The following is a 23,259-nucleotide window of genomic DNA, read 5'->3' on the forward strand; positions in this document are numbered from 1 at the left end:
TCCTTCACGTCGTCACGGGCCGCGTTGGCTTGTCACTTGGGTGCAACATGCACCCCCGCATTCGTGTTCCCACCCGGCAGAAAATGTGGTTGCCAGGTGGGGCGTGGTCGCGATTAAGGTGACCGCTTATGTCGACTCCCGCGATCAAGGCCCTCAGCGGTATCGCGCATCGAGTGCATTCCTACTCCCACGATCCGCGGGCGGAGTCCTATGGCGACGAGGCTGTCGACGCGCTCGGCGCCGAGCTGGGCGTGCGGGCCGCGCAGATCTTCAAGACGCTGGTGATCGAACTCTCATCCGGTGCGCTGGCGGTGGCCGTATTGCCGGTGCCCGCGCGGCTGTCGTTGAAGGCGGCGGCCGCGGCGCTCGGCGCGTCGAAGGCGAGCATGGCCGACAAGACCAAGGCCGAGCGCACCACCGGCTATGTGCTCGGCGGGGTTTCGCCGCTGGGTCAGCGCAAGAAGTTGCCCACTGTTGTCGACGCGTCGGCGCTCGATTGGGATCGGGTGCTGTGCAGCGCGGGTAAACGCGGTCTCGAAATCGAGCTGGCGCCCGCCGATCTGGTGCGCGCCTGCGCGGGGGTCACCGCACCGATCACCAGCTGAGGCAATCCGGTCAGCGGCTCGTTCCGAATTCATCTCGACGCACTCTGCGCCCGGTACGACCGATTCGACCCGAGGATGTGATGCGAGAAATGTCCGCACGTTCGACGATCGCCGCCCTGTCCGGTGCCCTGGTAATCACTTTCGGCGCCGCCGCTTTAGCCCCGGCCACCGCGGTGCCGCAGGTGGTTCCGCCGTCACAGGCCGAACCCGGCGACTACCCGCTCAACGGCCAGGGCACCGCACCGAAGAATTCGCCGAAGTCCGCACCGGAGACCGACGAGCGGGCCGAGAAGTCGGAGAAGCTCGGCGGTGGAGTCGCTACCGAGGTGATCGATCTGGTCACCGGAATCATCAAGTGCGGGTTGAACATCGCCACCGATTCGGTTCCCTGCTCACTCTGATCACTCGCGCGCGGCCGGGCGATGGTGCCCGGCCGCGCCGTCGTTCGCGACCAGCGCGGCTTCGCCACCGGCAGCTAATCTGAGGCTAAACTAACTCCGAGCGGTGGCAGCAACGTTCCCGGCCACCAAACGGAAACGTCGCGAAGCGAGGAATAACCGCTGTGTCCCGAGCAGGCGTGACCGCACAGCGGACACCACTGTCGCGCACCGTCGTGCTGCCGGCACTGGTCGCGGTCCTGGTCGCGCTGTTGGCCGGTGGGCTGTTCGTCGGCAGCGGCGACTTCACGATCGACGACGCATGGCGCGCCCTGTTCAACGAAGGCGGGCCGACCACTCTCGGCGTGATCCGCGAGCAGCGCATCCCCCGCACTCTGCTGGCCGCCCTGGTCGGCGCGGCCCTCGGGGTCGCGGGCGCGGTGATGCAGGGACTCACCCGTAACCCGTTGGCCGATCCGGGCATCCTCGGTGTGAACTCCGGCGCGTACTTCGCGATGGTGCTCGGTTCGGTCCTGGTCGGCGCCGCGGGCACCGACTACGTCTGGTGGGCGCTCGGCGGCGCGTTCGTCGCGTCGGTGCTGGTCTATTTCGTCGGGTCGCGTGGCATCGGCGGGGCGAGCCCGGCCAAGCTCGTCCTCACCGGCGTCGCGATCGCGTCGATGCTCAGCGGACTCGCTTTCGGCCTCACCATGATCCATCCCCGCACCTTCGATGCCATCCGCGGACTGCTGATCGGCACGCTCGACGGGCGCGGATGGCCGCAACTGTCGGCTACCTGGGTGCTGGTGCTGCTCGGTTCGGCCTGCGCGCTCGCGCTCTCGGGTTATCTCAACGCGCTCGCCCTCGGCGACGACCGGGCCAACGCGCTCGGCGTGCCGGTCACCGCGGTGCGCGCGGTCGGATTCGTGGTGGTGACGGTGTTGTGTGGCGCGGCGACCGCGGCGGTCGGGCCGATCACGTTCGTCGGTTTGATGGTGCCGCACGCGGTGCGTATGGTCGTCGGACCGGATCATCGCTGGATGATTCCGCTGTGTCTGGTGGTCGGACCGATCGTGCTGGTCGGGTCCGATCTCATCGCCAGGGTCGCCACCAGCAGCGAATTGCCCGTCGGGATGGTGACCGCGTTTCTCGGTGCGCCGGTGCTGATCTGGCTGGCGAGCCGGGAGCAGGGGGCGCGATGGTGACCGCCGATCCCGCCCGCTGGCCCCGCCGGGTGCGATTCCTGCGAGTGCCCGCGATCGGGCTGAGTCTGCGCGTCGACATCGTCTCGGTGACGATCACCGTCGCGCTGCTGATGGTGACCGCGGCGGTCGGGATCTGGTCGCTCGGCGCGAGCACGACCAGGGCACCGGGGCTCGGGTTCGTGCGGGTCGTGGAGGTACTCACCGGCCAGGTCGGCGGTACGCCCGCCAATCATGTCGCGACCTGGTTGCCGGTGGTCGTCACCGCGATTCTCGGCGGGGCCTCACTCGCGTTGTCGGGGGCGATCTTTCAGACCATCACCCGTAATCCGCTGGGCAGCCCGGACATCATCGGGTTCACCACCGGCGCCAATACCGGAGCGCTGGTGGCGATGCTGGTGCTCGGGCTCGGCTCGGGCGGCGCCACGATCGGCGCGCTGCTCGGCTGTCTGCTCACCGCGCTCGTCGTGTATTTCCTCGGGATGCGCGGCGGGACCGCGGATTTCCGGTTCATCATCGTCGGTATCGGCGTCTCGGCGATGTTGTTGTCGTTCAACGGCTATCTGATCGCCACCTCCGATGTGCAGAACGCGGGCGTGGCGGCCGCGTGGGGCATGGGCAATCTGCGCGATCTCACGATGGCCGACACCGTTCCGGTGTTCGCGACGCTGGCCGTGCTCGTTCCCGCGTTGATCGTGGTGGCGCCGCGGATGCGGATGTTCGAGCTCGGTACCGACTCTGCCCGCAGCAAGGGCGTCGACACCGCGCGCACCCAGCTGATCCTGTTGGTGATCGGCGTCGGGTTCGCCGCGGCGACCACCGCGATCGTCGGGCCGATCGCCTTCGTCGCGCTGGTCGCGCCGCAGGTCGCGGCGCGGATCACGCCGAGCGCGGGGATCCCGCTTGTCACCTCGGCGGCGGTCGGCGCCACCCTGCTGGTCTCCAGCGAGGCGGTGGCGCGCACGATTCTCGCGCCGCAGACCATGCTCCCGGTCGGGGTGGTCACCACCTCGCTCGGCGGTGTCTATCTGCTGTTCCTGCTGCTCGCCCAGTCCCGAAAGGCAAGGCCGTGACACGCGATATCGAGGCCAGGCTCACCGGCGCCGGACTGCGCGTCGGGTACGGCGAGCGCACTGTTATCGCCGACCTCGACGTCGTCGTGCCGGACGGTTCGTTCACCGTCATCGTCGGGCCCAACGCGTGCGGAAAGTCGACGCTGCTGCGGGCGTTGTCGCGACTGCTGCGACCGCGCAGCGGCGCGGTGCTGCTCGACGGGCGCGAGGTGGCCGGGTACGGCGGTAAGGAGTTCGCCCGCGAGGTGGGGCTGCTGCCGCAGCAGTCGATCGCGCCGGAGGGGATCACGATCATCGATCTGGTCTCGCGTGGCCGTTTCCCCTATCAGAAGATGTTTCGGCAGTGGACCGAGGAGGACCAGCACGCGGTCGATGTCGCCTTGCAGGTCACCCGGCTGACCGAGCTGTCGACGCGCCCGGTCGAGGCGCTGTCGGGCGGTCAGCGGCAGCGGGTGTGGATCGCGATGGCACTCGCCCAGGAGACGCCGATCCTGCTGCTCGACGAGCCGACCACCTATCTCGACCTCGGTCATCAGATCGAAGTGCTCGAGCTGTGTGTCGACCTCAATCGGCGCGGCACCACCCTCGTCGCGGTGCTGCACGATCTCAATCAGGCCGCCCGCTACGCCTCGCACATCATCGCGATGCGCGGCGGCGAGATCGTCGCCGTCGGTCCACCTGCCGAGATCATCACCGCGGAACTGGTCGAGCAGGTCTTCGGCGTGTACGCGCAGGTCATCGATGATCCACAGACCGGAACACCGCTGGTGGTTCCGCTGGCCGCGGGCGCGGTGCGCCTCGACAGCGTGTGACCACCCAACCGAGAAGGAGAACCATGTCGACACGGCGTCTCAGCGTGGCCGTCGCGGTAGTGGCGAGCGCGATCCTGGCATCGACGGCCTGCGTGAAGTCCGACAATGCCACCCACGAGGTGTTCAACGATCCCGCGGGCTCGCCCGGCTATTCGCTGCCCGATCAGCCGCGGGTGGTGGCGCTGGGCTGGTCCGACGGTGCCGTCGCGGCGGAGCTGGGTGTGCCGCCGGTGGCCATCTACGACTGGATGGGATTCGGCGCGGCCACCAAGGGCGTCGGCGAGTGGGATGTGGCGGCGTTCGGGGGCGCGAGCCCCGAGTTGATCTCCGCGCAGAGCGCGGGCGAGTTCAACATGCAGGAGATCGAGGAACTCGACCCCGACCTGATTCTCGATGTGCGCGCCAAGGCCGACAGCGCCGTTATCGACAATCTGCGCAAGATCGCGCCGGTCGTCACCGCACCGGAGGGCACCGGCGACTACGCGGTGAACTGGCAGACCCAGGCGCAGATCATCGGCGCGGCCCTCGGCAAGCGCGACGAGGCGGGCAAGATCATCGCCGAGACCACGACCGCGCAGCAGACCGTCAAGCGCGAGCACCCGGAATTCGCGAACAAGACCTTCGTCTACGGCGCGAAGTTCGGCACCGCCTATGGCGCCTACCTGGCAGGCGATGCGCGCTTCGACTTCTTCGCCGAGCTCGGGTTCGTCCCGAATCCCCCGGTCACCCGGCTGCAGAGTTCCGGCTTCTTCGCGCAGGTCCCGGTGGAGCGTGTGGGTGATCTCGACGCGCGGACAGCTCTCTTCACGACCATCGGGTTGCCGTTCGCCGACCTGGAGAACGACACCCTGATCAACTCGCTGGCCGTGGTCCGTGACGGTCGCGCGGTGCGGCTGCCGGAGAGCGATCCGACCGTGCAGGCGCTGTCGGCGGGCACCCCGAAATCACTGCGCTTCGCACTGGAAAGAATCACGCCGCAGCTCGCGACGGTCGCCGCGGCGGGATAGCGGTCACGACGACGGGATGACGTTGCTGTCCAGCCTGCGCAGGGTGGCGAGCAGGCACCAGCCGAGGACGGCCAGCGCGCAGCCGCCCGCGCCGTAGACCAGGAACACCGCGCGGGTGGGCACGGCGCTCGACACCAGACCGGCCACCGCCGCACCCAACGACAGCGCGATGGTGAGCTGCGCGGTCCACAGGCCCGATACCCGGCCACGGAACTCATCGGGCGTATTCGACTGCACCACTGCGAATCTCGCGATATCGCTGACCACCCGGCCCGCACCGTGCGCGGCCAGACCCGCGAAGACCACCGCGGTGACGCCGACGAGTCCGGCACCGAGGATGCCGGCCGCGCACACCAGCGTGGACACGAAGATCACCTGCCCACCGCGCCGGATCGACCCGGTCCACCCCGAGGTGAGCGAGCCGAGCACCGCCCCGACCGCGGGCGCGGCGAACAGCAGGCCCGCGGTCACTTCCCCGCCGTGCAGTACCTTGCTCACGTATTCCGGGACCAGGACGGTCCATCCGGACATCAGCATGGTCACACACCCGATCAGCAGCGTCGCGCCCACGATCCGGTGCCCGACCACGAAACGGAAGCCAGACAGCACGGCACGCACCGGTGACTCGGTGTGCCCGCGCTCGGCGATCATCGGGCCGAGCCGGGCAATGAGCACGGTTGTCACCAGGCTCGCCCCGGCGGCCAGCCAGAAGTTCGCGGCAACCCCGAGCCAGGCGATGAGCAGACCGGCCAGCGCGGGTGCGGCCATCGAGCCGAGGTCTGCCGTCAGTGCCATCAGCGCGGCGCCCGCGGCCAGTTTGTCGGGTGGGATCAGGTTGGGCATCGCGGCGACCAGCGCGGTCTCGGAGATTCCACCGGTCAGGCCGTCGATGACGGCGCAGACGAAGATCAGCCAGACGCGCGGTTCGGGCAGCATGGCGTTGATCGCGAGCAGGGCGAAGCCGATCGTCGCGGCGGCGCGCGAGGCCACGATGACCGTCCGGCGGTCGTAGTGGTCGGCCGCGGTGCCGCCGATCAGGGTGCCGGCGAAGGCCGAGATCCCGATGACGGTCGCGACGGTGGCGACCTGTGCGGTGGACCCGGTCAGTTGATAGACCTGGATCGGCAAGGCCACCACCAGGAACCCGATGCCGAACACCGAGATCGTGCGGGCGAGGAACAGTGTGCGGAACGCGGGGCTGGTCCGCAGGGGCGCCAGATCGATCGCGAAGGTGCGCGGGCTCACCGGTCGATGTCGCTGGTCCCGTCGGGCACCAGGAGTTCCGGCCCGTTGTTGCGCACGTTGTTGACCAGGGTGGAGACCGGGCGCGCCACGATCGCCGCCAGCTCCGCCCGCGAGGGCGGTCGCAGCAGGTCGGCGGGTGCCGGGTGGTCGGGGTCGAGCCAGGCGTCCCAGTGTTCACGCGACATCGGCAACGGCATCCGGTCGTGGATGTCGGCCAGTTCGCCGCTCGCGTCGGTGGTGAGAATCGTGCACGACATCAGCGGCTCGGCATCGGGCACGCTGCGATCACGCCATACCGACCACAGCCCGGCCATGTAGAGCAGGGAACCGTCGCTGTGCGACATATAGAAGGGCCGCTTCACGGCCTTGCCCTTACCGGTCGGCGCGGGCTCGACCAGCCACTCGTACCAGCCGTCCATCGGCACCAGGCAGCGCTTGTGCTTGGCCGAATCGCGGAACGAGGGCGCGGTGGTCGCCTTGTCGGCGCGCGCGTTGAACAGTGGCTTGCCCTTGGCGGGCACGCCGGGTTCGGCCGCCTTGGTCCAGTGCGGGATCAGCCCCCAGCGCATCCGCCGGATGCGCAGGCGCGGGTCGTCGTCGGGTTCGCCGTGCGCGTGCCGCTCCACGACGGTGAGTACCTGGGTGGTCGGCGCGACGTTGTAGCTGACGGCGGCATCCGGCTCGTCGAGCCCCGTCTCGTCGACAGCGTCCAGTTCAGCCGCCAACCGGCCCGGATTCGTGGTCGTCGCATATCGTCCACACATAGTGGTCAAGATACGCGCGGGGACCGACATCAGGCGCTGCCGACAACGCCTCCCCACGCCGAAACGCGCACCACCGGTGTGTTCGAACCGCACATAAGCGAAGATGGGGGCGTGAGTTTCTGGCCTGCGCCCCATATCGAGGTCCCCGTCCACGCGACCGTGACCCTGCCCGGATCGAAGTCCATCACCAACCGCGCGCTCATCCTGGCCGCACTGGCCGATGGGCCGTCTACGCTCACCGGTGCGCTGCGCAGCCGCGACACCGACCTGATGATCCACGCTCTGCGCGCCCTCGGCACCGAGATCACCGGCGACGCCGAGATCCTCGAGGTCACCCCCGCCCCCCTGCACAGCGCCGCCGTCGACTGCGGCCTCGCGGGCACCATCATGCGCTTCCTGCCGCCCGCCGCCGCGCTGGCCGCGGGCGATGTCGCGTTCTTCGGCGACGAGCAGGCGAAGCTGCGCCCGCTCACCACCATCCTCGACGCCCTGCGCAAGCTCGGCCTCGATGTCGACGGTGACGCGCTGCCGTTCGTCGTGCACGGCACCGGCGCCCTGCGCGGCGGCACCGTCACCATCGACGCCTCCGGTTCCTCGCAGTTCGTGTCCGGGCTGCTGCTCTCGGCCGCCCGCTTCGACGAGGGCATCACCGTCCACCACGACGGCAAGGCGCTGCCGTCGATGCCGCACATCGAGATGACGGTCGAGATGCTGCGCCGTGCCGACGTGGCCGTGCAGACCCCCGCCGATTCCGGCAACGCGCAGACCTGGACGGTGGCGCCCGGCCCGATCCGCGCGGTCGACTGGGACATCGAGCCCGACCTGTCCAACGCCACCCCGTTCCTGGCGGCGGCCGCGGTCACCGGTGGCGAGGTGAGCATCCCGATGTGGCCGCGCGGCACCACCCAGCCCGGTGACGTGATCCGCGAGATCCTCGTCCGGATGGGCGCCGAAGCCCGCATCACCGACGGCATCCTCACCGTGACCGGCCCGGATCGCTTGGCGGGCATCGACATCGACCTGCACGCCGTCGGCGAACTCACCCCCACCGTCGCCGCACTCGCCGCCCTCGCGGATTCGCCCTCGCGGCTGCGCGGCATCGCCCACCTGCGCGGTCACGAAACCGACCGTCTCGCAGCACTTTGCGCCGAGATCAACCGTCTCGGCGGCGATGTCACCGAAACCGAGGACGGTCTGGAGATCGTGCCCGCCCCGTTGCACGGCGGTCAGTGGCATTCCTACGCCGATCACCGAATGGCCACCGCCGGTGCGATTCTCGGCCTGCGCGTGCCCGGCATCGAGATCGAGGACATCGGCACCACCGCCAAGACCCTGCCGACCTTCGTCGCGCTGTGGGAACAGATGCTGGCGCCCGCGTTATCCGGCGAGGGAGTGGCGCGCTGAGCCGCCAGGGGCGATCATCGGCCAGCTACGACGAATCCGATGTCCGGGTGCGCCCGGGCAAGGCGTCGTCGCGGCCACGCACCAAAACCCGTCCGCAGCACGCCGATGCCGAGGCCGCCATGGTGGTTGCCGTCGACCGCGGCCGCTGGGGGTGTGTGCTCGACGGTGACGCCGACCGGCGCATCGTCGCCATGCGCGCCCGCGAGCTGGGTCGCACGCCGATCGTCGTGGGCGATCAGGTCGACGTGGTCGGCGACCTCACCGGCAAACCCGACAGCCTGGCCAGGATCGTGCGGGTGAGCGCGCGCAGCACCGTGTTGCGCCGCACCGCCGACGACACCGACCCGTTCGAACGCATCGTCGTGGCCAATGCCCAGCAGCTGTTCATCGTTGTCGCACTCGCTGATCCACCGCCGCGCACGGGTTTCGTCGAGCGGGCGATGGTAGCCGCGTATGCCGGTGGGCTGGAACCGATTCTGGTGCTCACCAAGCGCGATCTCGTCTCTGAATCCGAATTCGCCTCCGCTTTCGAAGGTCTCGATCTCAAGATCCTCTACGCCGGCATCGACGACCCGATGGAGCCGGTGCTCGAGATCCTCGACGACCGGCTCACCGCGCTGATCGGGCACTCCGGCGTCGGCAAGTCGACAATGGTGAATCGTCTTGTGCCCGATGCCTATCGGGCCGTCGGCGAGGTGTCCGGTGTCGGCAAGGGCAAGCACACCTCCACCCAGTCGGTGGCCTTGCCGCTGCCCGAGGGCGGCTGGGTGATCGACACTCCCGGTGTGCGTTCGTTCGGCCTGGCCCATATCACCCCCGACGATGTGATCGCCTCGTTCACCGACCTCGCCGGTGCCATCGAGGACTGTCCGCGCGGCTGCACCCACCTCGGTCCGCCCGCCGATCCGGAATGTGCGCTCGATCAGCTGCCCGGCACGGAACGGCGGGTCGCCGCGATTCGGACGCTGCTGACCGCCCTCATCTCCAATGATGCTTGGTAGCAACCGATTCCGTGCCGGACAGGCTCGCTAGAAGCTGAACGACCCGGTATCGAGGCCGCCGCCGCCATCGCCACCGTCGGTCGGCACCTCGGCCACGCTCACCGTTTTGGTGGTCGACGAACTCGCCACCCCGCTGCGCCCGGAGAAGGCCGCGCCGATGTTGTAGGAACCAGCGGCGCCCGGCGTCCAGACGATGCTCGCCTTACCGTTCGCGCCGACGGGGATGTCACCGAGGACGTTGTCGCCCGCCTTGAACTGCACCGTGCCGCCCGCCGCGGCCGGGCTCACGCTCGCCTCCAGCGTGATGGCCTTGCCGACCTGCGCACCCGATACGTCGGTGAGGGTGGTGCTCGACACGGCGTCGCTCGATACCGTGATGGCAGGCCCCTTGGCCTGATAGATGCCGTCGCCGAGCGACCCGCCGTAGTGCATCGATGTGGGCAGCGGGGTATCGCGGGCGCAGTTCACGCCGACCTTGTACTGGATCTCGAAGGTCTGCGATTTCGGCGAGATGTTCGGGTACACCGGGTATTTGGTGACGCCGAACTCGGCCCGGATCCAGTCCGAGGACGACGTGTCGATCTGCACGACGTCACCCGACATCTTCGCCGAGCCCGGGACCGGGGACAGGCACGCCGGGTGCAGGTCCTTGATCGAGTAGAGGTATTCCACCGGGATCCCGGTGCGCTCGAACTTCGTCGTCACGGTGATCGTGTCGCCGACGACCGGGTTGGCATTCGACACCGTCCGGGTGAAGCGGCTGTTGCCGTCGTCCCAGGTGATCGTTCCCGGGGCGGCCGCGGCCGATCCGGGAAAGGCCGCCATCGCCAGCCCTGCCGCGGCGGCAAACGCGGCCACCCGCTGCACTCTTCTGTCCACCATCATCTGTCTCCAAGTACGCCGAACGCCCTCGCGCTGATTCGCCCGAGTGGCGAGCAGTAGATCACGCCCTCGGTGCCGCCGGATCCAAATCAGAAATAGATCTCATTCAGATTTCGAATTCGACTCGCGTTCGCTCGCGTTCACAACCTCGACACGGTCCGCCGGTACCGTCATGCCCATGAAGCCACCGGCGATCGGGTACCTGCGCCGCGACATCTCAGGTGTCGCTCAGTCCTGGGACGAAACGCAGATCCGTTCCCTAGCCGAGCGTCTGGGTTACCGCTTCACCAAGACCGTCGTCTTCAGCGACCGCACCGCCGATCCGATCGGCCGCCTGCTCGACGTGGTCACCACCACCGAGGCCGCCGCGATCGTCACCCCGAGCCTCACCCACCTCGGCACCGACCTGCCCCATCGCATCGTCGCCGCCTGCGACATCATCACCGTCTCCCCCGAGGTCACCCACGAGCGCACCCTGCCCGCGCTGCCCGCTTAGGTCAGTGCGCGGTAGCGGCCGCCGGAGTCGCGGGCGAGGCGTCCACGCCGCACCGCCGCGGTCAGGCAGGCTTCGATGCGGTCCTCCGCGGCACCGGTGCGTTCGTGGCCGAATTGCGTGAGCGTCGCCCAGACGATCTCGTCGAAAGTGGCGCGATTACGGTGCGCCGCCTGGGTGATCGCGTTGACGATTTCCTCGGCGGAGATCGTGTCGATGGCGCGCGACACGGTCGGTGGGGTGAACCGGAAGCCGCGCCAGGTTGCCGGGTCCAGGTCCGACGGCCAGACGAAAACGCCCAATGAGGTTGCGCGCATCAGCGATTCCGGCACCTCGCCGAGGACACAGATCTGCTGCTTCTCCGACGGTTTGCGCACACCGAATCGCTGGGCCACCCGCGCTACCAGCTGATTTCGCTCGATCGGGCCCTCGATGGCGATCGTTTCGCGGACGGCGTCGCGGACGCGGAGCGGGATGGTGGCGGAGCTGTCGCGGTCGAGGTCGGCGGGGGAACCGAGGACGCTGGTGGGTGCGCTCGCGTAGGGGATGCCGGTGGGGAGCCAGTGGTGGGCGGTGCGGGTGCGAGTCTGCCAGTCGGGGGTTTGGGCGACGGTGGGCGCAATCGGGGCCGACGGTGGGGTGTACGCCGCCGGGTACGGGGGTGCCGGTGGCGGATTCGGCACCTGTGGATACGGGTTCGCGGGGGTTTCCGGGCGGGGCTGCGCGGGGGCCGGTGGGCCGTATCCGTGGTGGGACATACCATGACCCGCCGCACCCGGCTGCCCGTAACCCTGCTGGGGCGCACCGGGATCGGTCGGCTTTCCGTACCTGTGCTGATGCACCCCACGATCGGGATCCCAGCGCGGGCTGTCGTGGGTGAACGTTCGGCGTTTGTGCCGGTCGCTCACCACGAGCTGCCAGATCGACACGCTCGCGAGTGCGGTGCCCGCGACCAGGAATCCGACCGCGAGGACGATCTCGGGCGTACTCGCGTTACCGATGCCGCTGAAGTAGCCGGTCGCCCCGAGCAGCACGCCGAAGACGCCGGCTATCAGCCCGACGACCCATCCGACCCTGCCGAACCACCGCACCTGGCACTCCACTTCCGTGCGAACTGCCCGATCGCGGCCGCACCCGACACCCGACGCGCTCCCCCGTCGGCGAATGCGAGGAGCATACTCGGCTGGTCGGACAGGGTCTGCGTGTCACCGGTAGTGCCCGCCAGATCCAGGGTCGGTGCGGTAGGTGCACCCGAACCGGTCAGCGGCGGAGTTCGGCGACCAGCTGCTCGACTCGCCGACGGACTGGATCTTCCGCAGGCCGGAGCACTTCGAGGTCGGTGCGCAGCTGGGCGAGGAACCGTTCCGCTCGGGACCGATCACCCACTGCGGGCAGGATTTCCGCGATGGCCAGCCGAACGTGCACGGCATCGTCGCTGAATTCGTCTTCGACGGAACGTATTTCACCGAACAGCCGGTACAGCTCGTCCACTGCCGCGGGCGCGCTGAGGTCGCCGAGGGTGGCGCGACACTCGATCGCGGCGACCCGCGCCCGCCAGATCCGGCTGCCGGACGTGGCACCTGCCCGCAGTTCGATCGCCTCGACGCGTTCCCATTCCGCCAGGGCTCGGCGGTGTTCGCCGCTGTGGGCGAAGGCGGTGGCGATGTCGCGGTGCAGTTCGCCGAGTTGGCGGCTGTGGGCGCCGTAGCGGTGCTCGGCCTCGTCGACGACGGTGACCAATGCCTCGGCGGCCTGGGCGAATCGGCCGAGTTCGCACAGTTCGCGGTAGCGGGCGGCGACGTCGGCGAGGCCGCCCGTCGCGGCGGCGGGCTTGCCGGGCGCGGGGCGTGGCGCCGCGGGTGCCATGTCGGCGGGCGGGTTGGGGCGGCGGAAGATTCTGGTCGGATCCGGATATCCAGCCGGAGTGGAACATTCGGTCGTTCCCGGTCCAGGGAAGAACGGCAGTAGGCGGTCGTAGACAGCCCGCGCGGTGGCGGGCCGGTCGGCCGGATCCTTCGCGAGCAGCTCCAAGACCAGCTGTTCGATCTGCCCGGGGATCTCGCGGCGCAACACACGCAAGGGTGTCGGCGCATCGGCGAGATGCCGATTGTAGGTATCGAACTCCGACCGAGCCTCGAATACGCGCCGCCCACTGAACATCTCGTGCATGATGCAGCCGAGCGCGTACAGATCGGCCCGCGGCCCCACGTCCTGCCCGTTCACCAATTCCGGCGACATATACGCGGCCGTCCCGAGCACCGACCCGGTCCTGGTGATCCGGCTGGTACTCCCATCGAGCAACGCCGCGATCCCGAAGTCGATCACCTTCACGGTCCCGTCCCCCGCCACCAGCACATTCGCCGGCTTCAAATCCCGATGCACCACCGGCAACACGTGCGCATGCGACAGAACCGTCGCGATCTGCGCCGCAACAGCAACCCCCCACTCGATCGGCAACTCCCCCACCCCCGACAAACAATCCCGCAGCGTCACCCCCTCGATATGCTCCATCACCAAATACACACTCTCAGCACCCTGGTCGAGCACCGCATCGAAAACCTGCGGCACCCCCTGATGCCGAATCCGCGCGGTCACCCTGGCCTCCCGCCGAAACCGCGCCACGAACTCCTCAGCCAAATCCCCCCGAGAAGCAAACTGCCCCACCGCAATCCGCTTGACCGCCACCGCCCGATCCAGCACTACGTCATACCCCAGCAGAACCTCCCCCATCCCCCCAGCCCCCAACGCCCCGGTGATCTCATACCGCCCGTCGATAACCTCCCGCACCCGGAAACCTCCAGCCCACCGCCCGACAAGACCCCCGCACAATACTGCGCCCCGGCGGGGGGTCGTCGAGGCAGCCGATGCATCAGCACCTGTCTCGCAGGTGGCCGTCGCCAGAGGTCGCGTGCGACGTCGATCAGCCTTCGGGGTGGGGTTCCAGAGCTCCCGCGGTGAGGCCGGTGGCTATGAGGTCGGCGGCTCGGTGGGCGGCGGTGGCGGTGGTGTGGGCGGTCACTCGGAGGTGGTGGAGGCGGCGGAAGGCTTCGCCGTAGGCCTTTTGATCGGGGAGCGGGAGCATGGGGATGCGCAGGCGGGCGGGGTCGAGGCGGATGGTGGTGGTGCCGTACATGGCGGCGGCGTTGTCGGGGCTGCCGATGAAGCCGGCGAAGAACCAGGGGTCGATGCGGGTGGGGTCGGTGCGGAAGACGAGGACACCGGGGGCGGGGACGGCGCCGATATCGGTGCCTTCGGCGACGCGGGAGCCCTGGGCGGCGCCGTGGTCGTCGCGTAGGCGCGAGACCAGGATGTCGCCTTCCTCGATCGGGTCGCCGACGGCGACGCCGGGAGCGGTGAGGCCGGACGGGGCGCGGCTGTCGAGGAGGTCGTGGCCGGTGAGGACGGGACGCTGGGGGGCGTCGCCGGCAGCGGTGTCGGCGCTGCTCGTGACGATGCGCACGGCCTTGCCCGCGATCAGGTTGCCGACGGCGACGTAGCGCCACACGGTGCCCGGTGCCGAATCCCATTCGCGCACAGCGTCGGCGACGGAGTGCAGCTCGGTGAGGTTCTCGCCGAGCTGGCCGATGGCGGCGCGCGCCGAAGCCGAGGCGCTGTCGGGGTCGACGGCGGCGCGTACCTGGCGGGCGGGCGTGAGGTCGACGTCGTCGTCGAGGACGTCCATCACCCGGACCACGGCGGTGACGTCGGGCACGGTGGCGTCCGCACCCCTGTCGAAGGCATGCCACGCGTTGACGACGGTTTCGGCGAGCACGTGCCAATCCGGTTGATCTCCACCATGATCGGGCAAGCGGGTGGTGTCGGCGAACAGCAGCGTGTCGTTCGGATTCCCTTTGCCCGGGCGACGGAGGATCCACAGTTGCAGCCCCACCTGACGCGGTGTCGACGCGCCGGGTGGCAGGGCGATCACGGCACGTAACGCGCCCGCCCGCAACAGTTCCATGCGTATCCGGCGACCCGACGACCTGGCCGCGACGGCAGGCGGGAGCAGCAGTACAGCGGTGCCACCGGGGTGCAGATGGGCGATGGCGTGCTGCACCCAGGCGAGTTCGGATTCGCTGCGCGGGGGTACCGAATACACCCAGCGCGGATCGAGCGCCAGTTCGTCGGCGCTCCAATCTCGTTGTGAATAGGGCGGATTCGACAGCACCGCGTCGAACTCGACATCGGTGAACGCATCCGCGAGCAAGGCATCGCCCACGCGGATATCCGCGGCGGCCCCGGGTGCCAGCGTGCTGAGCAGCGCGGCCGTACGACTCACCTGGACCGGCAGAATGTCCTGACCGTCGAGCTGCTCGGCGCCGATCCGGGACGCCTCGAGCAACAGGGTGCCCCCACCGCAGGCCGGATCGAGCACCGAGCGCGGGGCGGGCGACGCGGACGCGGCGAGCACGTCGGCCATCAACGCGGCCACGGGTTGATCGGTCGGGTAGACGCCGGTGCTGGGACCGTCGAGTCCACGCTCGGCCAGCACCGCGAGGGTCTGCTGCACGCCGACCTCCCCGATCGCCGCACGGACTGCCTTGTGCGCCGCGCCCTTCGCCTTGCTCGCCGGGTCCGCCACGAACGCCATCAAACCCGCGACATCCTCGGGCGCGACCTCCGAGCGCAGCACAGTACGCAGCCGCTGCACCGGCGAGTCCGCCGCGGTCACACCGTGTCCGCGCAACCACTGTTGCACCTCGGCGAGGTCGAACAGTGGCCGCGATTCGGAGCCCCCCGGCACCGGCGCGGGGAAATCGGCATGTCGGCGGCGCCAGTTGCTCACGGTGGCGCGGGTGACACCGGCCAGCCGGGAGATCTCGGCGGCGGCGACGGTGGGGGTCGAGTCTGACATAGGTCTCCTCTGGTCAAGGTCAAACCTTACACACCTTCATTGACATAACCCGACGTCAGTACACATGTTTTCAACGTCCACAGTGAAAACATTGTTTCCTTGTTGCTATTGGCGTTACGGACGTGTAGCGTCCTTCTCAACGGAGCGGCAACAACTCGAACGCCAGTCTCCGACGCAGGAATACGGTTGCGAGACAACAACTCTCGCAGCACCATTCGTCGATCCACAGTCCCGCACCGGACGGCCCATTCGGGCCGCGATCAGTCATGCCATCAGCAGCCCAGCACAACCGGAGCCATGGCGACCGAGGGCGTTTCCCAGAGAAGGAAGATCATCATGACCAACCCCCAGTACCCCGCCGGTCCCGGCGTCCCGCAGCAGCCTTACTACCCGCAGCCACCGCGCAAGAAGAAGGTGTGGCCGTGGGTGCTCGGTGGGTTCGTCCTTGCCGTGCTCGTCCTGTTCGGCGGATGCGTGGCTGTGATCGGCACGGCAGCCAACGAGGTCGCCAAGGTCGAGGAGAGCAAGTCGGTCGCGGCGCCGGCGGGCACCGAGGTGCGCGACGGCAAGTTCGGATTCACGGTGACGAAGGTGGACCCGCCGGTCACGACCGTCGGCGACAATCAGTTCCTGCAGAAGACCGCGCAGGGTGAATTCGTCCTGGTCTATGTCGACGTCGCGAATACCTCGAATGTCGCCCAGAGCTACTTCGGCTCGAACCAGAAGCTGATCGACGATCAGGGCCGCGAGTTCGCCAACGACACCACCGCCGAGATCAACGTCAACGACCAGCTCTCCGCCGAAATCAACCCCGGCAACAAGACCTCGATGGTCCTCGTCTTCGACGTCCCGGTAGGTACCGTCCCCACCGCGATCGAATTCCACGACTCCGCCTTCTCCGACGGAACCCGCGTCGCCCTGAAGTGATCCCGCACCGGATTCGGGCTCAGCGAACCCGCTGGGCCCGAATCCGTTTCGCGCCGTCTACCGCCCGGAACACGACGATCGCGGTCTCGTACGGGAAAATGGGTTGGTGACCACCGAGAACGAGCGCCCTGGACCACCGGCTATGAGCCCGAGCATTTTGGTGATCACGATGTCGCGGCGGGTGGAGGCGGCACTGGGGATGGAGTTGGCGGCGCTGGATCTGACGGTGGCCCGGTTGGGGTTGCTCGGGCATATCAATGGCGTGCCGGGGGCCTCGTTCAGCGAGTTGGCGCGGATGTCGGGGACGAGTGTGCAGAGTGTGCATGCTGCAGTGAAGGGCCTGGTGGGTGCCGGACTGGTGCAGGATCGGACCGCGCGGGCGGGTTCGGCGTCGGCGATCGAGTTGACGGCGGCGGGGTCGGAGTTGCTCGCGGAGGCACGGAAAGCGGTGGCGCGGGTCGATATTCAGGTGTTCGGGGCGGAATCGGATCCGATTCTGCGGCGGGTCGGCGCGGCGATCGTCGACGCGTTCGCCGGGGAAATCCCGCCCCGCCCCCAGGCGTGACGAATCCGACCTTCAATTTGACTGAAGCTCGAGCTAGGCTTCAAGCACATTGAAGGTCGGAGGGAGTCGGTAGTTGGAACACGTCCTGTTGTCCGTGCATGTGCTCGCGGGCATCGTCTTCGTCGGCGGCTCAGCAGTCGCCGCCAGTCTTTTTCCTCGATACGCGCCGGTCACGGGACCGGACCCGGACGCGATCCGCAGTGTGCCGGTGGCGGTCGCCATGCACCGGATCACCAGGAGCTACGCGAAACTGGCGATCATCGTGCCGGTGATCGGCATCGTGCTGGCCACGATCCAGGGCCGGATGAACGAAATCTGGATCACCACCGCGATGATCACCACCGCGGTGGCGGGCGGACTACTCGCCGTGCAGATCGTTCCGATGCAGCGCGATGCCCTCGACAAGCCCGACGACGGCAAGCGCCTGCGCATGCTGGCCATGCTCGCGGGTATCTACAACCTGCTGTGGACGGCCGTGGTCGTTCTCATGATCGTCCGTCCCGGGTCGGCCAACTGAACTCCAGCACACCGCGGAGTGGATTTCGACGTCAGTGCTTGGCGCCGATGGTGTGCAGGATTTCGTGGATGATCGGGTCGGTGAGCCGGTTGGTGACCGAACGACCTTCACGGCTCGAGGTGACGCAACCCTCGTGCCGCAGCACGCGCAAGGCCTGGGAGATCGCGTTCTCGTTGCGGCCGATCGCCGCGGCCAGTTCACCGACGCTGATGCCGGGCGAGCGGTGCAGGCACAGCAGGATTTCCAGGCGGCCGGGGTCGGACAGTAGGTCGAAGCGTTGCGCCCAGTCCCGGATCTCGACATCGCCGATCGCGCGACGGCCGAGTTCGACCGGCGACCCGTGCAGTGTGCGTGGCTCTCCCATAGCGGTGCCCAGCTTAATCGCCGAGTGGACACGGTGGCACTGCCCGCGACTATCATCTGTCCATCTGTTCAGATAAACACAAGTTGGGATGATGGATGCGCGTTCGGCCGCTGATCGCTGTGGGGGTCGCGTGCGCGATCGCGTTGACATCGTGCGGTGCGCCCGAGCGCGGGTCCACCGATGCGCTGGTGCTCGCCGATGCGGCTGAGCTGGGCGGATACAACCCGGTCGCCGGGTACGGAGCCGCCGGTGAGGCGAAGATCTACGACGGGTTGCTGCGGCTGACCGGCGGCACCGGCGTGCCCGGCTTCGCCCCCGCGTTGGCCACCGCGCTGCCGACGCCGGACGCCGATGCGACCGTGTGGACGGCGCCGCTGCGCCCCGGAGTGCGGTTCAGCGACGGGTCGGCGTTCGATGCCGAGGATGTCGTGGCGACCTATCGGGCGATTCTGGATCCGGCGTCCGCCTCGGAGGTGCGGTCGTCGTTTTCGATGATCGAGCGGGTCGAGGCTGTCGATCCGCTGTCGGTGCGGTTCACCCTGCGTCATCCGTATGCCGCGTTCCCGGCCAAGCTGCTGATCGGGATCGTTCCGTCGGAAGCCGTCGCAACGCCAGGGCCCGCGACCGAATCGCCGCTCAATACCGCCCCGATCGGCACCGGCCCCTATCGGCTCACCTCGTTGGAGCCGACGCGGGCGGTGTTCGAGGCGAACGAGACCTATTGGGGTGGTGCGCCTTCGGTCAAGCGGCTGACGGTTCTCTACGTGCCCGACGACAACACCCGTGCGCAGCGGATGGCCAGCGGTGAACTCGACGGGACATCGCTGCCGCCCCTGCTGGCCGCGACGTTCGGGAATCGAATGACTGTGCGGGCCAACACCTCCGCGGACTGGCGTGGGGTGTCAATGCCCGAGGACGATCCCGTTGCCGGGGACTCCGCTGTCCGGTTGGCACTGAACTACGCGGTGGACCGTCAGGGAATGATCGACAACATTCTCGGTGGTTACGGCCGCCCGGCCTACACACCCATTGCCGATGTCTACGGCGAATCCCACAACCCGGCAGTCTCTTTCGCATTCGATCGCGCCCGAGCCGAGCAGATCCTGGACAGTGCGGAATGGCGGACAGGCGCCGACGGTGTGCGCGCGAAAGATGGTGTGCGCGCGCGATTCACCGTGATGTACAACTCCACCGACACGTTGCGCCGCGATCTGGCCATGGCTTTCGCCTCCGATGCGCGGCGCGTGGGTATCGAGGTGGATCTCGAAGCGCTGTCCTGGGACCGGATCGAGCCGCGGATCGCGCAGGCCGCGATTCTGCTCGGCGGCGGAAGCGAGCCCTACGATCCCGACACCCAGGCCTACAACACCCTGCACTCGCCGCTCCTCGATCCGAGCGCGGGCAGCCCGTACGACAATGCGAGCCGGCACGCGGATCCCGCGATCGACGCACAACTCGACACCGCGCGGCGCAGTACGGATCCCGTCGTGCGGGCCGCCGCGTACCGCGAGGTTCAGAGCCGGTACGCCCAGGACCCGAGCCACGTGTTCCTGGTGCATCTCGATCACACGTATGTGGTGAAGGATTCGTCCTGGCAGATGTCGGGACCGATCCTCGAGCCGCACGCGCACGGCGTCACCTGGGGACCGTGGTGGTCACTACAGACGTGGACGCGCTGATGGGGCGCAGCCGCTTTCGCGGGCGCGGCCTCCGGGCGATGGTCGGGTGGCGCCTGGTGACATTGATTCCGGTACTCGCCGCCGTATCGGCCGCCCTGTTCGCCGCCGCCGCGCTGTCACCGTTCGATCCGCTGGTCGGATATCTCGGTGCTCGCTACGAGACGACGAGTGCGACGGATCGGGTGCTGCTCACTGGTCAACTCGGACTGGACGCGTCGTGGTACCAGCTGTACGGGCGGTGGATCGGCGACCTGTTCAGTGGCGATCTCGGCGTTTCGCGCGGGTTCGCGCAACCGGTGAGCACCTTGCTCGCCCAACGGCTTCCGTGGACAGCGCTGTTGGTCGTGGTCGCGATGAGCGTGGCTGTCGCGGTCGCGCTCGGTGCGGGTGTCTGGGCGGGTATGCACCGTGGTGGGCTGGTCGACCGGCTGGTCACCGCGGCGTGCGTGATGATGCAAGGGCTGCCGCCGTTCGTGGTGTCGCTGGCCGCGATCGCGGTGTTCGCGGTGGGTCTCGGCTGGTTGCCGCCCGCGGGGCTCACCGATGCCGGGGCCGAGGTCGGGTTCGGTCAGGTGGTGCGACACCTCGTTTTGCCCGCCGCCGCGTTGGCCGTCTCGCAGGTGCCGTGGTTGTTGCTGGCGGTACGGGAGTCGGTGTCGGGCAATCGCGGTGAGGATTTCGTGGTCGGGGCGGCCACGCGCGGCATCGATACCGCGACGATCACCCGCAGGCACATCCTGCCGTCGTCGCTGGCCCCGTTCGTGACGATCCTCGGCGCGCGGCTGCCGGAGGTCGTGGTGGGGGCGGTGCTGGTGGAGGAGATCTTCTCCTGGCCGGGGATCGCGGGGGCGTTCGTCCAGTCGGCGAAGGATCTCGATATGGCGCTGCTGGCCGTGCTCACGGTCGGCACGACGTGCGCGGTGATGCTCGGGTCGCTGCTCGCCGACGTCGCGGTGGTGCTGCTCGATCCTCGGGTGCGCGCCGATGGGTGAGCGGTGGCGCGACCTCGAGCGCGGACCTGGTGCGCGACGGCTGTTTCTCGCGCTGTCGGTCCTGGTCGCGGTGGTGCTGTATGCCGTGATCGTGCCGTGGGCCGGTGGGGTCGACGATCGGCTGACCGATTTCGCGAGCGCGCGGCAGGCGCCGTCGGAGCAGTGGTGGTTCGGGACCGACTCGGCGGGGCGGTCGCTGTTCGTGCGGATCGCGGCGGCGTTGCGGACCTCGCTGATCGTGGCGGCGTGCGCGGCGGCGGTGTCGACGGTGATCGGGGTGCTGGTCGGCGCGGTGTCGGCGCTGGCCGGTGGCTGGGTGGATCGGGTGGTGATGCGGTTCGCCGATACCGCGAACGCGCTGCCGCATCTGCTGCTCGGGATTGTGATCGTGGCGCTGTTCCGTGGCAACGCGGTGGCGGTGGTGTTGTCGATCGGGCTCACCCACTGGGTGCAGGTGGCGCGGATCGTGCGGGCGGAGAGTTTGAGTCTGCGAGAGCGCGAGTATGTGTCCGCGGCGGTGCTCGCAGGCGCGAGTCGCACGCACCTGCTGCTCAGGCATCTGCTGCCCGCCGTCGCCCCGCAGGCTTTGATCGCGGTGGTTCTGCTTCTGCCGCATGCTATTTGGCATGAGTCGACGCTGTCGTTCCTCGGGTTCGGTTTGCCTCCGCACGAACCAAGCCTCGGCACCCTGCTGGAGGAAGCGCGCACGTCGCTGTTACTTGGCGGGTGGTGGACATTGATGTTTCCCGCGGGGTTCCTGGTGCTGACGACAGTGGCGGTGGCTGTCGCGGGGTCGTCACTGCGCGGACTGCTCGCCCCGCCGAAACCTTCGAGGATGCCGCGATGAGCCAGTTGTCCATCGACGCGCTGACCGTGCGCATTCCGGTGAGTCGCACAGCTGTGGTGCACGCGGTGACCGACCTGTCCCTCGACATCGCGGCCGGCTCGATCACCGCGCTCGTCGGCGAATCCGGTTGCGGGAAGTCGATTGTCGCGAGTGCGGTGATGGGGGTGCTGCCCCACGAGGCCAGCACGACCGGGACCGTTCGCCTGATCGGTCGGGGCACGCGCGCGGCGGACACCGCACTGCCCCGGCCCGGCCCCGGCGCGGGCACCGGCCGTTCCCACGATGCCGCCGAAATCACCGGCTCGGGCCGGAGCGACGGGCCGATCGATATTCTCACCGGCGACGATCCCTATCGCGGCCGTCATATCGCCCTCGTACCCCAGTCGCCGAGCACCTATTTCACCCCGGTACGCACCGTCGGCTCGCAGCTCGCGGAGGCGATCGCCGCACTCGGCACCACGCATACCCCCGCTGACCTCGTCGAACGGGCAGGTCTGTCCCCCACCGCGCTCGACCTGTACCCCCACGAACTCTCCGGCGGCATGGCCCAGCGGGCAGCCGTAGCGGCCGCATTGGCAGGCGACCCCGACGTGATCATCGCCGACGAACCCACCTCCGGGCTCGATCGCTCCCACACCGACCAGATCGGAAAGCTGTTGCGCGAGTGCGCTGATGGTGGTGCCGCGGTCCTGCTGATCACCCACGATCTCGGGCATCTGATCCGCGCCGACATCGCCGACACTGTCGCGGTGATGTACGCCTCACGCCTGATGGAGGTCGGTCCCGGCGCGCAAGTACTCGACGATCCATGGCACGACTACACCCGCGACCTGCTCGCCGCCCTGCCCGAACGTGGCCTGCACCCACTCCCCCATCCCCCGCGAGCGCTGACGAATCTGACCGAGATCTGCCCCTACGCGGGTGGCCCGACGCAGCTGATTCCACAGCGGGAGCGCATGATTCGCGAGTTGAGGTCCTGATGCTGATCGCCGACGCCATCACCGCGGGCTACGACGCGGAACCCGTCCTTCGCGGGGTCGACCTGCGGATCGCCCCGGGCGAGATCGTCGGAATCACCGGCGACTCGGGATCGGGGAAAACCACGCTCGCTCGAACGATGGCGGGACTTCTGACGCCTACCTCGGGCACGGTCACCGTCGACGGGCACCCACCCCGACAAGCCCGCGGCGCCATCGCCATGGTCTTCCAATCCCCCCGTGCCGCAACGAATCCGCACTTCACCCTCGCCCAGATCATCACCGAACCCGCGCGCATCCGCCGCACCCCGCCGCCCGATCTCGCAGCCCTGATCAGCACCGTCGGCCTCACCCCCGACCTCCTCGACCGCCGCCCACACGCCCTCAGCGACGGCCAGCTCCAACGCGCCTGCCTGGCCCGCGCCCTGGCCCAGCACCCCCGCTACCTCATCCTCGACGAAGCCACCGCCATGCTCGACGCGGCCACCACCGCCACCATTGTCCGCCTGGTCATGAACCACGCCAGCGACGACCTCGGCGTCCTGCTGATCAGCCACGACGAAGCCCTCCTCGCGGCCGCCTGCACCCGGATCGCCACGATGCGCGAGGGCACACTCGCCGCACGGCCGGTATCTCCGCAATAACCGCACGATTACCTCAGGCTGCGCTCA

At 68.6% G+C, this 23,259-nt stretch carries 24 protein-coding genes; 17 read left to right on the forward strand and 7 right to left on the reverse strand.

What is annotated here, in order from left to right; genetic code table 11:
- The first annotated feature begins 128 nt into the window (after positions 1–128).
- The 6 genes from ybaK (at position 129) to ACQHI0_RS22095 (ending at position 5,076) form a co-directional block, all read left to right on the forward strand.
- Entirely contained in the window at positions 129–605 is a 477-nt protein-coding gene (ybaK, locus tag ACQHI0_RS22070) for a Cys-tRNA(Pro) deacylase (protein WP_427903738.1), read from the forward strand.
- A gap of 89 nt (positions 606–694) precedes the next feature.
- Entirely contained in the window at positions 695–1,006 is a 312-nt protein-coding gene (locus ACQHI0_RS22075; protein ID WP_427903739.1) for a hypothetical protein, read from the forward strand.
- 161 nt (positions 1,007–1,167) lie between these two features.
- Positions 1,168–2,187: a FecCD family ABC transporter permease gene (locus ACQHI0_RS22080; protein ID WP_427903740.1), complete on the forward strand. Its 1,020-nt coding sequence runs from the start codon at positions 1,168–1,170 to the stop codon at positions 2,185–2,187.
- Positions 2,181–3,257, forward strand: a complete 1,077-nt coding sequence (locus tag ACQHI0_RS22085) for a FecCD family ABC transporter permease (RefSeq protein ID WP_427903741.1) — start codon at positions 2,181–2,183, stop codon at positions 3,255–3,257. Before ACQHI0_RS22080 ends, ACQHI0_RS22085 begins: the two co-directional genes overlap by 7 nt.
- Positions 3,254–4,069: an ABC transporter ATP-binding protein gene (locus ACQHI0_RS22090; RefSeq protein WP_427903742.1), complete on the forward strand. Its 816-nt coding sequence runs from the start codon at positions 3,254–3,256 to the stop codon at positions 4,067–4,069. Before ACQHI0_RS22085 ends, ACQHI0_RS22090 begins: the two co-directional genes overlap by 4 nt.
- Positions 4,070–4,092: 23 nt before the next feature.
- Positions 4,093–5,076 (forward strand): ABC transporter substrate-binding protein, encoded by a 984-nt coding sequence (locus ACQHI0_RS22095; RefSeq protein ID WP_427903743.1) that lies wholly within the window; start codon positions 4,093–4,095, stop codon positions 5,074–5,076.
- Positions 5,077–5,079: 3 nt separating this feature from the next.
- Here the strand turns inward: ACQHI0_RS22095 and entS are convergent, their stop codons facing one another.
- Together entS and ACQHI0_RS22105 are read right to left on the reverse strand one after the other, a co-directional pair.
- Entirely contained in the window at positions 5,080–6,321 is a 1,242-nt protein-coding gene (gene entS / locus ACQHI0_RS22100) for an enterobactin transporter EntS (protein WP_427903744.1), read from the reverse strand.
- Complete coding sequence (locus ACQHI0_RS22105; RefSeq protein WP_427903745.1) at positions 6,318–7,085, reverse strand: SOS response-associated peptidase; 768 nt, start codon at positions 7,083–7,085, stop codon at positions 6,318–6,320. Before ACQHI0_RS22105 ends, entS begins: the two co-directional genes overlap by 4 nt.
- Positions 7,086–7,196: 111 nt before the next feature.
- Here ACQHI0_RS22105 and aroA point away from each other — a divergent pair, with 111 nt between their 5' ends.
- Both aroA and rsgA read left to right on the forward strand, forming a co-directional pair.
- Entirely contained in the window at positions 7,197–8,489 is a 1,293-nt protein-coding gene (gene aroA / locus ACQHI0_RS22110) for a 3-phosphoshikimate 1-carboxyvinyltransferase (protein WP_427903746.1), read from the forward strand.
- A complete protein-coding gene (rsgA, locus tag ACQHI0_RS22115; protein WP_427909255.1) occupies positions 8,465–9,490 on the forward strand; it encodes a ribosome small subunit-dependent GTPase A in 1,026 nt (341 codons plus the stop codon). The genes aroA and rsgA overlap by 25 nt, the downstream gene beginning before the upstream one ends.
- Positions 9,491–9,517: 27 nt before the next feature.
- On the opposite strand, the gene ACQHI0_RS22120 is transcribed toward rsgA, so the two are convergent.
- On the reverse strand, positions 9,518–10,372 hold the full coding sequence (locus ACQHI0_RS22120; protein WP_427903747.1) for an Ig-like domain-containing protein: 855 nt from the start codon (positions 10,370–10,372) through the stop codon (positions 9,518–9,520).
- Positions 10,373–10,550: 178 nt separating this feature from the next.
- On the opposite strand from ACQHI0_RS22120, the gene ACQHI0_RS22125 reads away from it, so the two are divergent.
- Entirely contained in the window at positions 10,551–10,868 is a 318-nt protein-coding gene (locus ACQHI0_RS22125) for a hypothetical protein (protein WP_427903748.1), read from the forward strand.
- Here ACQHI0_RS22125 and ACQHI0_RS22130 read toward each other — a convergent pair.
- From ACQHI0_RS22130 to ACQHI0_RS22140, 3 genes are all read right to left on the reverse strand, one after another.
- Positions 10,865–11,956: a hypothetical protein gene (locus ACQHI0_RS22130; RefSeq protein WP_427903749.1), complete on the reverse strand. Its 1,092-nt coding sequence runs from the start codon at positions 11,954–11,956 to the stop codon at positions 10,865–10,867. The genes ACQHI0_RS22125 and ACQHI0_RS22130 overlap by 4 nt on opposite strands.
- A gap of 169 nt (positions 11,957–12,125) precedes the next feature.
- Positions 12,126–13,652: a serine/threonine-protein kinase gene (locus ACQHI0_RS22135; protein ID WP_427903750.1), complete on the reverse strand. Its 1,527-nt coding sequence runs from the start codon at positions 13,650–13,652 to the stop codon at positions 12,126–12,128.
- A gap of 133 nt (positions 13,653–13,785) precedes the next feature.
- A complete protein-coding gene (locus ACQHI0_RS22140) occupies positions 13,786–15,720 on the reverse strand; it encodes an N-6 DNA methylase (protein WP_427903751.1) in 1,935 nt (644 codons plus the stop codon).
- 336 nt (positions 15,721–16,056) lie between these two features.
- On the opposite strand from ACQHI0_RS22140, the gene ACQHI0_RS22145 reads away from it, so the two are divergent.
- From ACQHI0_RS22145 to ACQHI0_RS22155, 3 genes are all read left to right on the forward strand, one after another.
- Positions 16,057–16,647: a DUF4352 domain-containing protein gene (locus ACQHI0_RS22145; RefSeq protein WP_427903752.1), complete on the forward strand. Its 591-nt coding sequence runs from the start codon at positions 16,057–16,059 to the stop codon at positions 16,645–16,647.
- Positions 16,648–16,753: 106 nt separating this feature from the next.
- Complete coding sequence (locus ACQHI0_RS22150; protein ID WP_427903753.1) at positions 16,754–17,212, forward strand: MarR family winged helix-turn-helix transcriptional regulator; 459 nt, start codon at positions 16,754–16,756, stop codon at positions 17,210–17,212.
- A gap of 73 nt (positions 17,213–17,285) precedes the next feature.
- Positions 17,286–17,729, forward strand: a complete 444-nt coding sequence (locus ACQHI0_RS22155) for a hypothetical protein (protein WP_427903754.1) — start codon at positions 17,286–17,288, stop codon at positions 17,727–17,729.
- Positions 17,730–17,760: 31 nt separating this feature from the next.
- Here ACQHI0_RS22155 and ACQHI0_RS22160 read toward each other — a convergent pair whose 3' ends face one another.
- On the reverse strand, positions 17,761–18,093 hold the full coding sequence (locus ACQHI0_RS22160; RefSeq protein ID WP_427903755.1) for an ArsR/SmtB family transcription factor: 333 nt from the start codon (positions 18,091–18,093) through the stop codon (positions 17,761–17,763).
- Between the two features lie 95 nt (positions 18,094–18,188).
- On the opposite strand from ACQHI0_RS22160, the gene ACQHI0_RS22165 reads away from it, so the two are divergent.
- The 5 genes from ACQHI0_RS22165 to ACQHI0_RS22185 are packed head-to-tail and all read left to right on the forward strand — an operon-like array spanning position 18,189 to position 23,232.
- Positions 18,189–19,772, forward strand: coding sequence for an ABC transporter substrate-binding protein (locus ACQHI0_RS22165; RefSeq protein ID WP_427903756.1), 1,584 nt, complete (start codon positions 18,189–18,191; stop codon positions 19,770–19,772).
- Positions 19,733–20,764 (forward strand): ABC transporter permease, encoded by a 1,032-nt coding sequence (locus tag ACQHI0_RS22170; RefSeq protein ID WP_427909256.1) that lies wholly within the window; start codon positions 19,733–19,735, stop codon positions 20,762–20,764. The genes ACQHI0_RS22165 and ACQHI0_RS22170 overlap by 40 nt, the downstream gene beginning before the upstream one ends.
- Positions 20,757–21,611 (forward strand): ABC transporter permease, encoded by an 855-nt coding sequence (locus ACQHI0_RS22175; protein ID WP_427903757.1) that lies wholly within the window; start codon positions 20,757–20,759, stop codon positions 21,609–21,611. Before ACQHI0_RS22170 ends, ACQHI0_RS22175 begins: the two co-directional genes overlap by 8 nt.
- Positions 21,608–22,591 carry an ATP-binding cassette domain-containing protein gene (locus ACQHI0_RS22180; protein ID WP_427903758.1) on the forward strand — a complete coding sequence of 328 codons (984 nt, stop codon included), beginning with the start codon at positions 21,608–21,610 and terminating at the stop codon, positions 22,589–22,591. Before ACQHI0_RS22175 ends, ACQHI0_RS22180 begins: the two co-directional genes overlap by 4 nt.
- On the forward strand, positions 22,591–23,232 hold the full coding sequence (locus ACQHI0_RS22185) for an ABC transporter ATP-binding protein (RefSeq protein WP_427903759.1): 642 nt from the start codon (positions 22,591–22,593) through the stop codon (positions 23,230–23,232). Before ACQHI0_RS22180 ends, ACQHI0_RS22185 begins: the two co-directional genes overlap by 1 nt.
- Positions 23,233–23,259: the final 27 nt, after the last annotated feature.

Origin of the sequence: Nocardia sp. FBN12, from assembly GCF_050320175.1 — a bacterium.
Classification (GTDB): Bacteria; Actinomycetota; Actinomycetes; order Mycobacteriales; family Mycobacteriaceae; genus Nocardia.

What these genes read in the sequence shown, in the direction of transcription:
- ybaK (WP_427903738.1), top strand. Translation starts at nt 129, where the DNA reads ATGTCGACTCCCGCGATCAAGGCCCTCAGCGGTATCGCGCATCGAGTG.
- ACQHI0_RS22075 (WP_427903739.1), top strand. Translation starts at nt 695, where the DNA reads ATGTCCGCACGTTCGACGATCGCCGCCCTGTCCGGTGCCCTGGTAATC.
- ACQHI0_RS22085 (WP_427903741.1), top strand. Translation starts at nt 2,181, where the DNA reads ATGGTGACCGCCGATCCCGCCCGCTGGCCCCGCCGGGTGCGATTCCTG.
- ACQHI0_RS22095 (WP_427903743.1), top strand. Translation starts at nt 4,093, where the DNA reads ATGTCGACACGGCGTCTCAGCGTGGCCGTCGCGGTAGTGGCGAGCGCG.
- ACQHI0_RS22105 (WP_427903745.1), bottom strand. Translation starts at nt 7,085, where the DNA reads ATGTGTGGACGATATGCGACGACCACGAATCCGGGCCGGTTGGCGGCT.
- ACQHI0_RS22120 (WP_427903747.1), bottom strand. Translation starts at nt 10,372, where the DNA reads ATGGTGGACAGAAGAGTGCAGCGGGTGGCCGCGTTTGCCGCCGCGGCA.
- ACQHI0_RS22125 (WP_427903748.1), top strand. Translation starts at nt 10,551, where the DNA reads ATGAAGCCACCGGCGATCGGGTACCTGCGCCGCGACATCTCAGGTGTC.
- ACQHI0_RS22140 (WP_427903751.1), bottom strand. Translation starts at nt 15,720, where the DNA reads ATGTCAGACTCGACCCCCACCGTCGCCGCCGCCGAGATCTCCCGGCTG.
- ACQHI0_RS22145 (WP_427903752.1), top strand. Translation starts at nt 16,057, where the DNA reads ATGACCAACCCCCAGTACCCCGCCGGTCCCGGCGTCCCGCAGCAGCCT.
- ACQHI0_RS22160 (WP_427903755.1), bottom strand. Translation starts at nt 18,093, where the DNA reads ATGGGAGAGCCACGCACACTGCACGGGTCGCCGGTCGAACTCGGCCGT.
- ACQHI0_RS22165 (WP_427903756.1), top strand. Translation starts at nt 18,189, where the DNA reads ATGCGCGTTCGGCCGCTGATCGCTGTGGGGGTCGCGTGCGCGATCGCG.
- ACQHI0_RS22175 (WP_427903757.1), top strand. Translation starts at nt 20,757, where the DNA reads ATGGGTGAGCGGTGGCGCGACCTCGAGCGCGGACCTGGTGCGCGACGG.
- ACQHI0_RS22180 (WP_427903758.1), top strand. Translation starts at nt 21,608, where the DNA reads ATGAGCCAGTTGTCCATCGACGCGCTGACCGTGCGCATTCCGGTGAGT.
- ACQHI0_RS22185 (WP_427903759.1), top strand. Translation starts at nt 22,591, where the DNA reads ATGCTGATCGCCGACGCCATCACCGCGGGCTACGACGCGGAACCCGTC.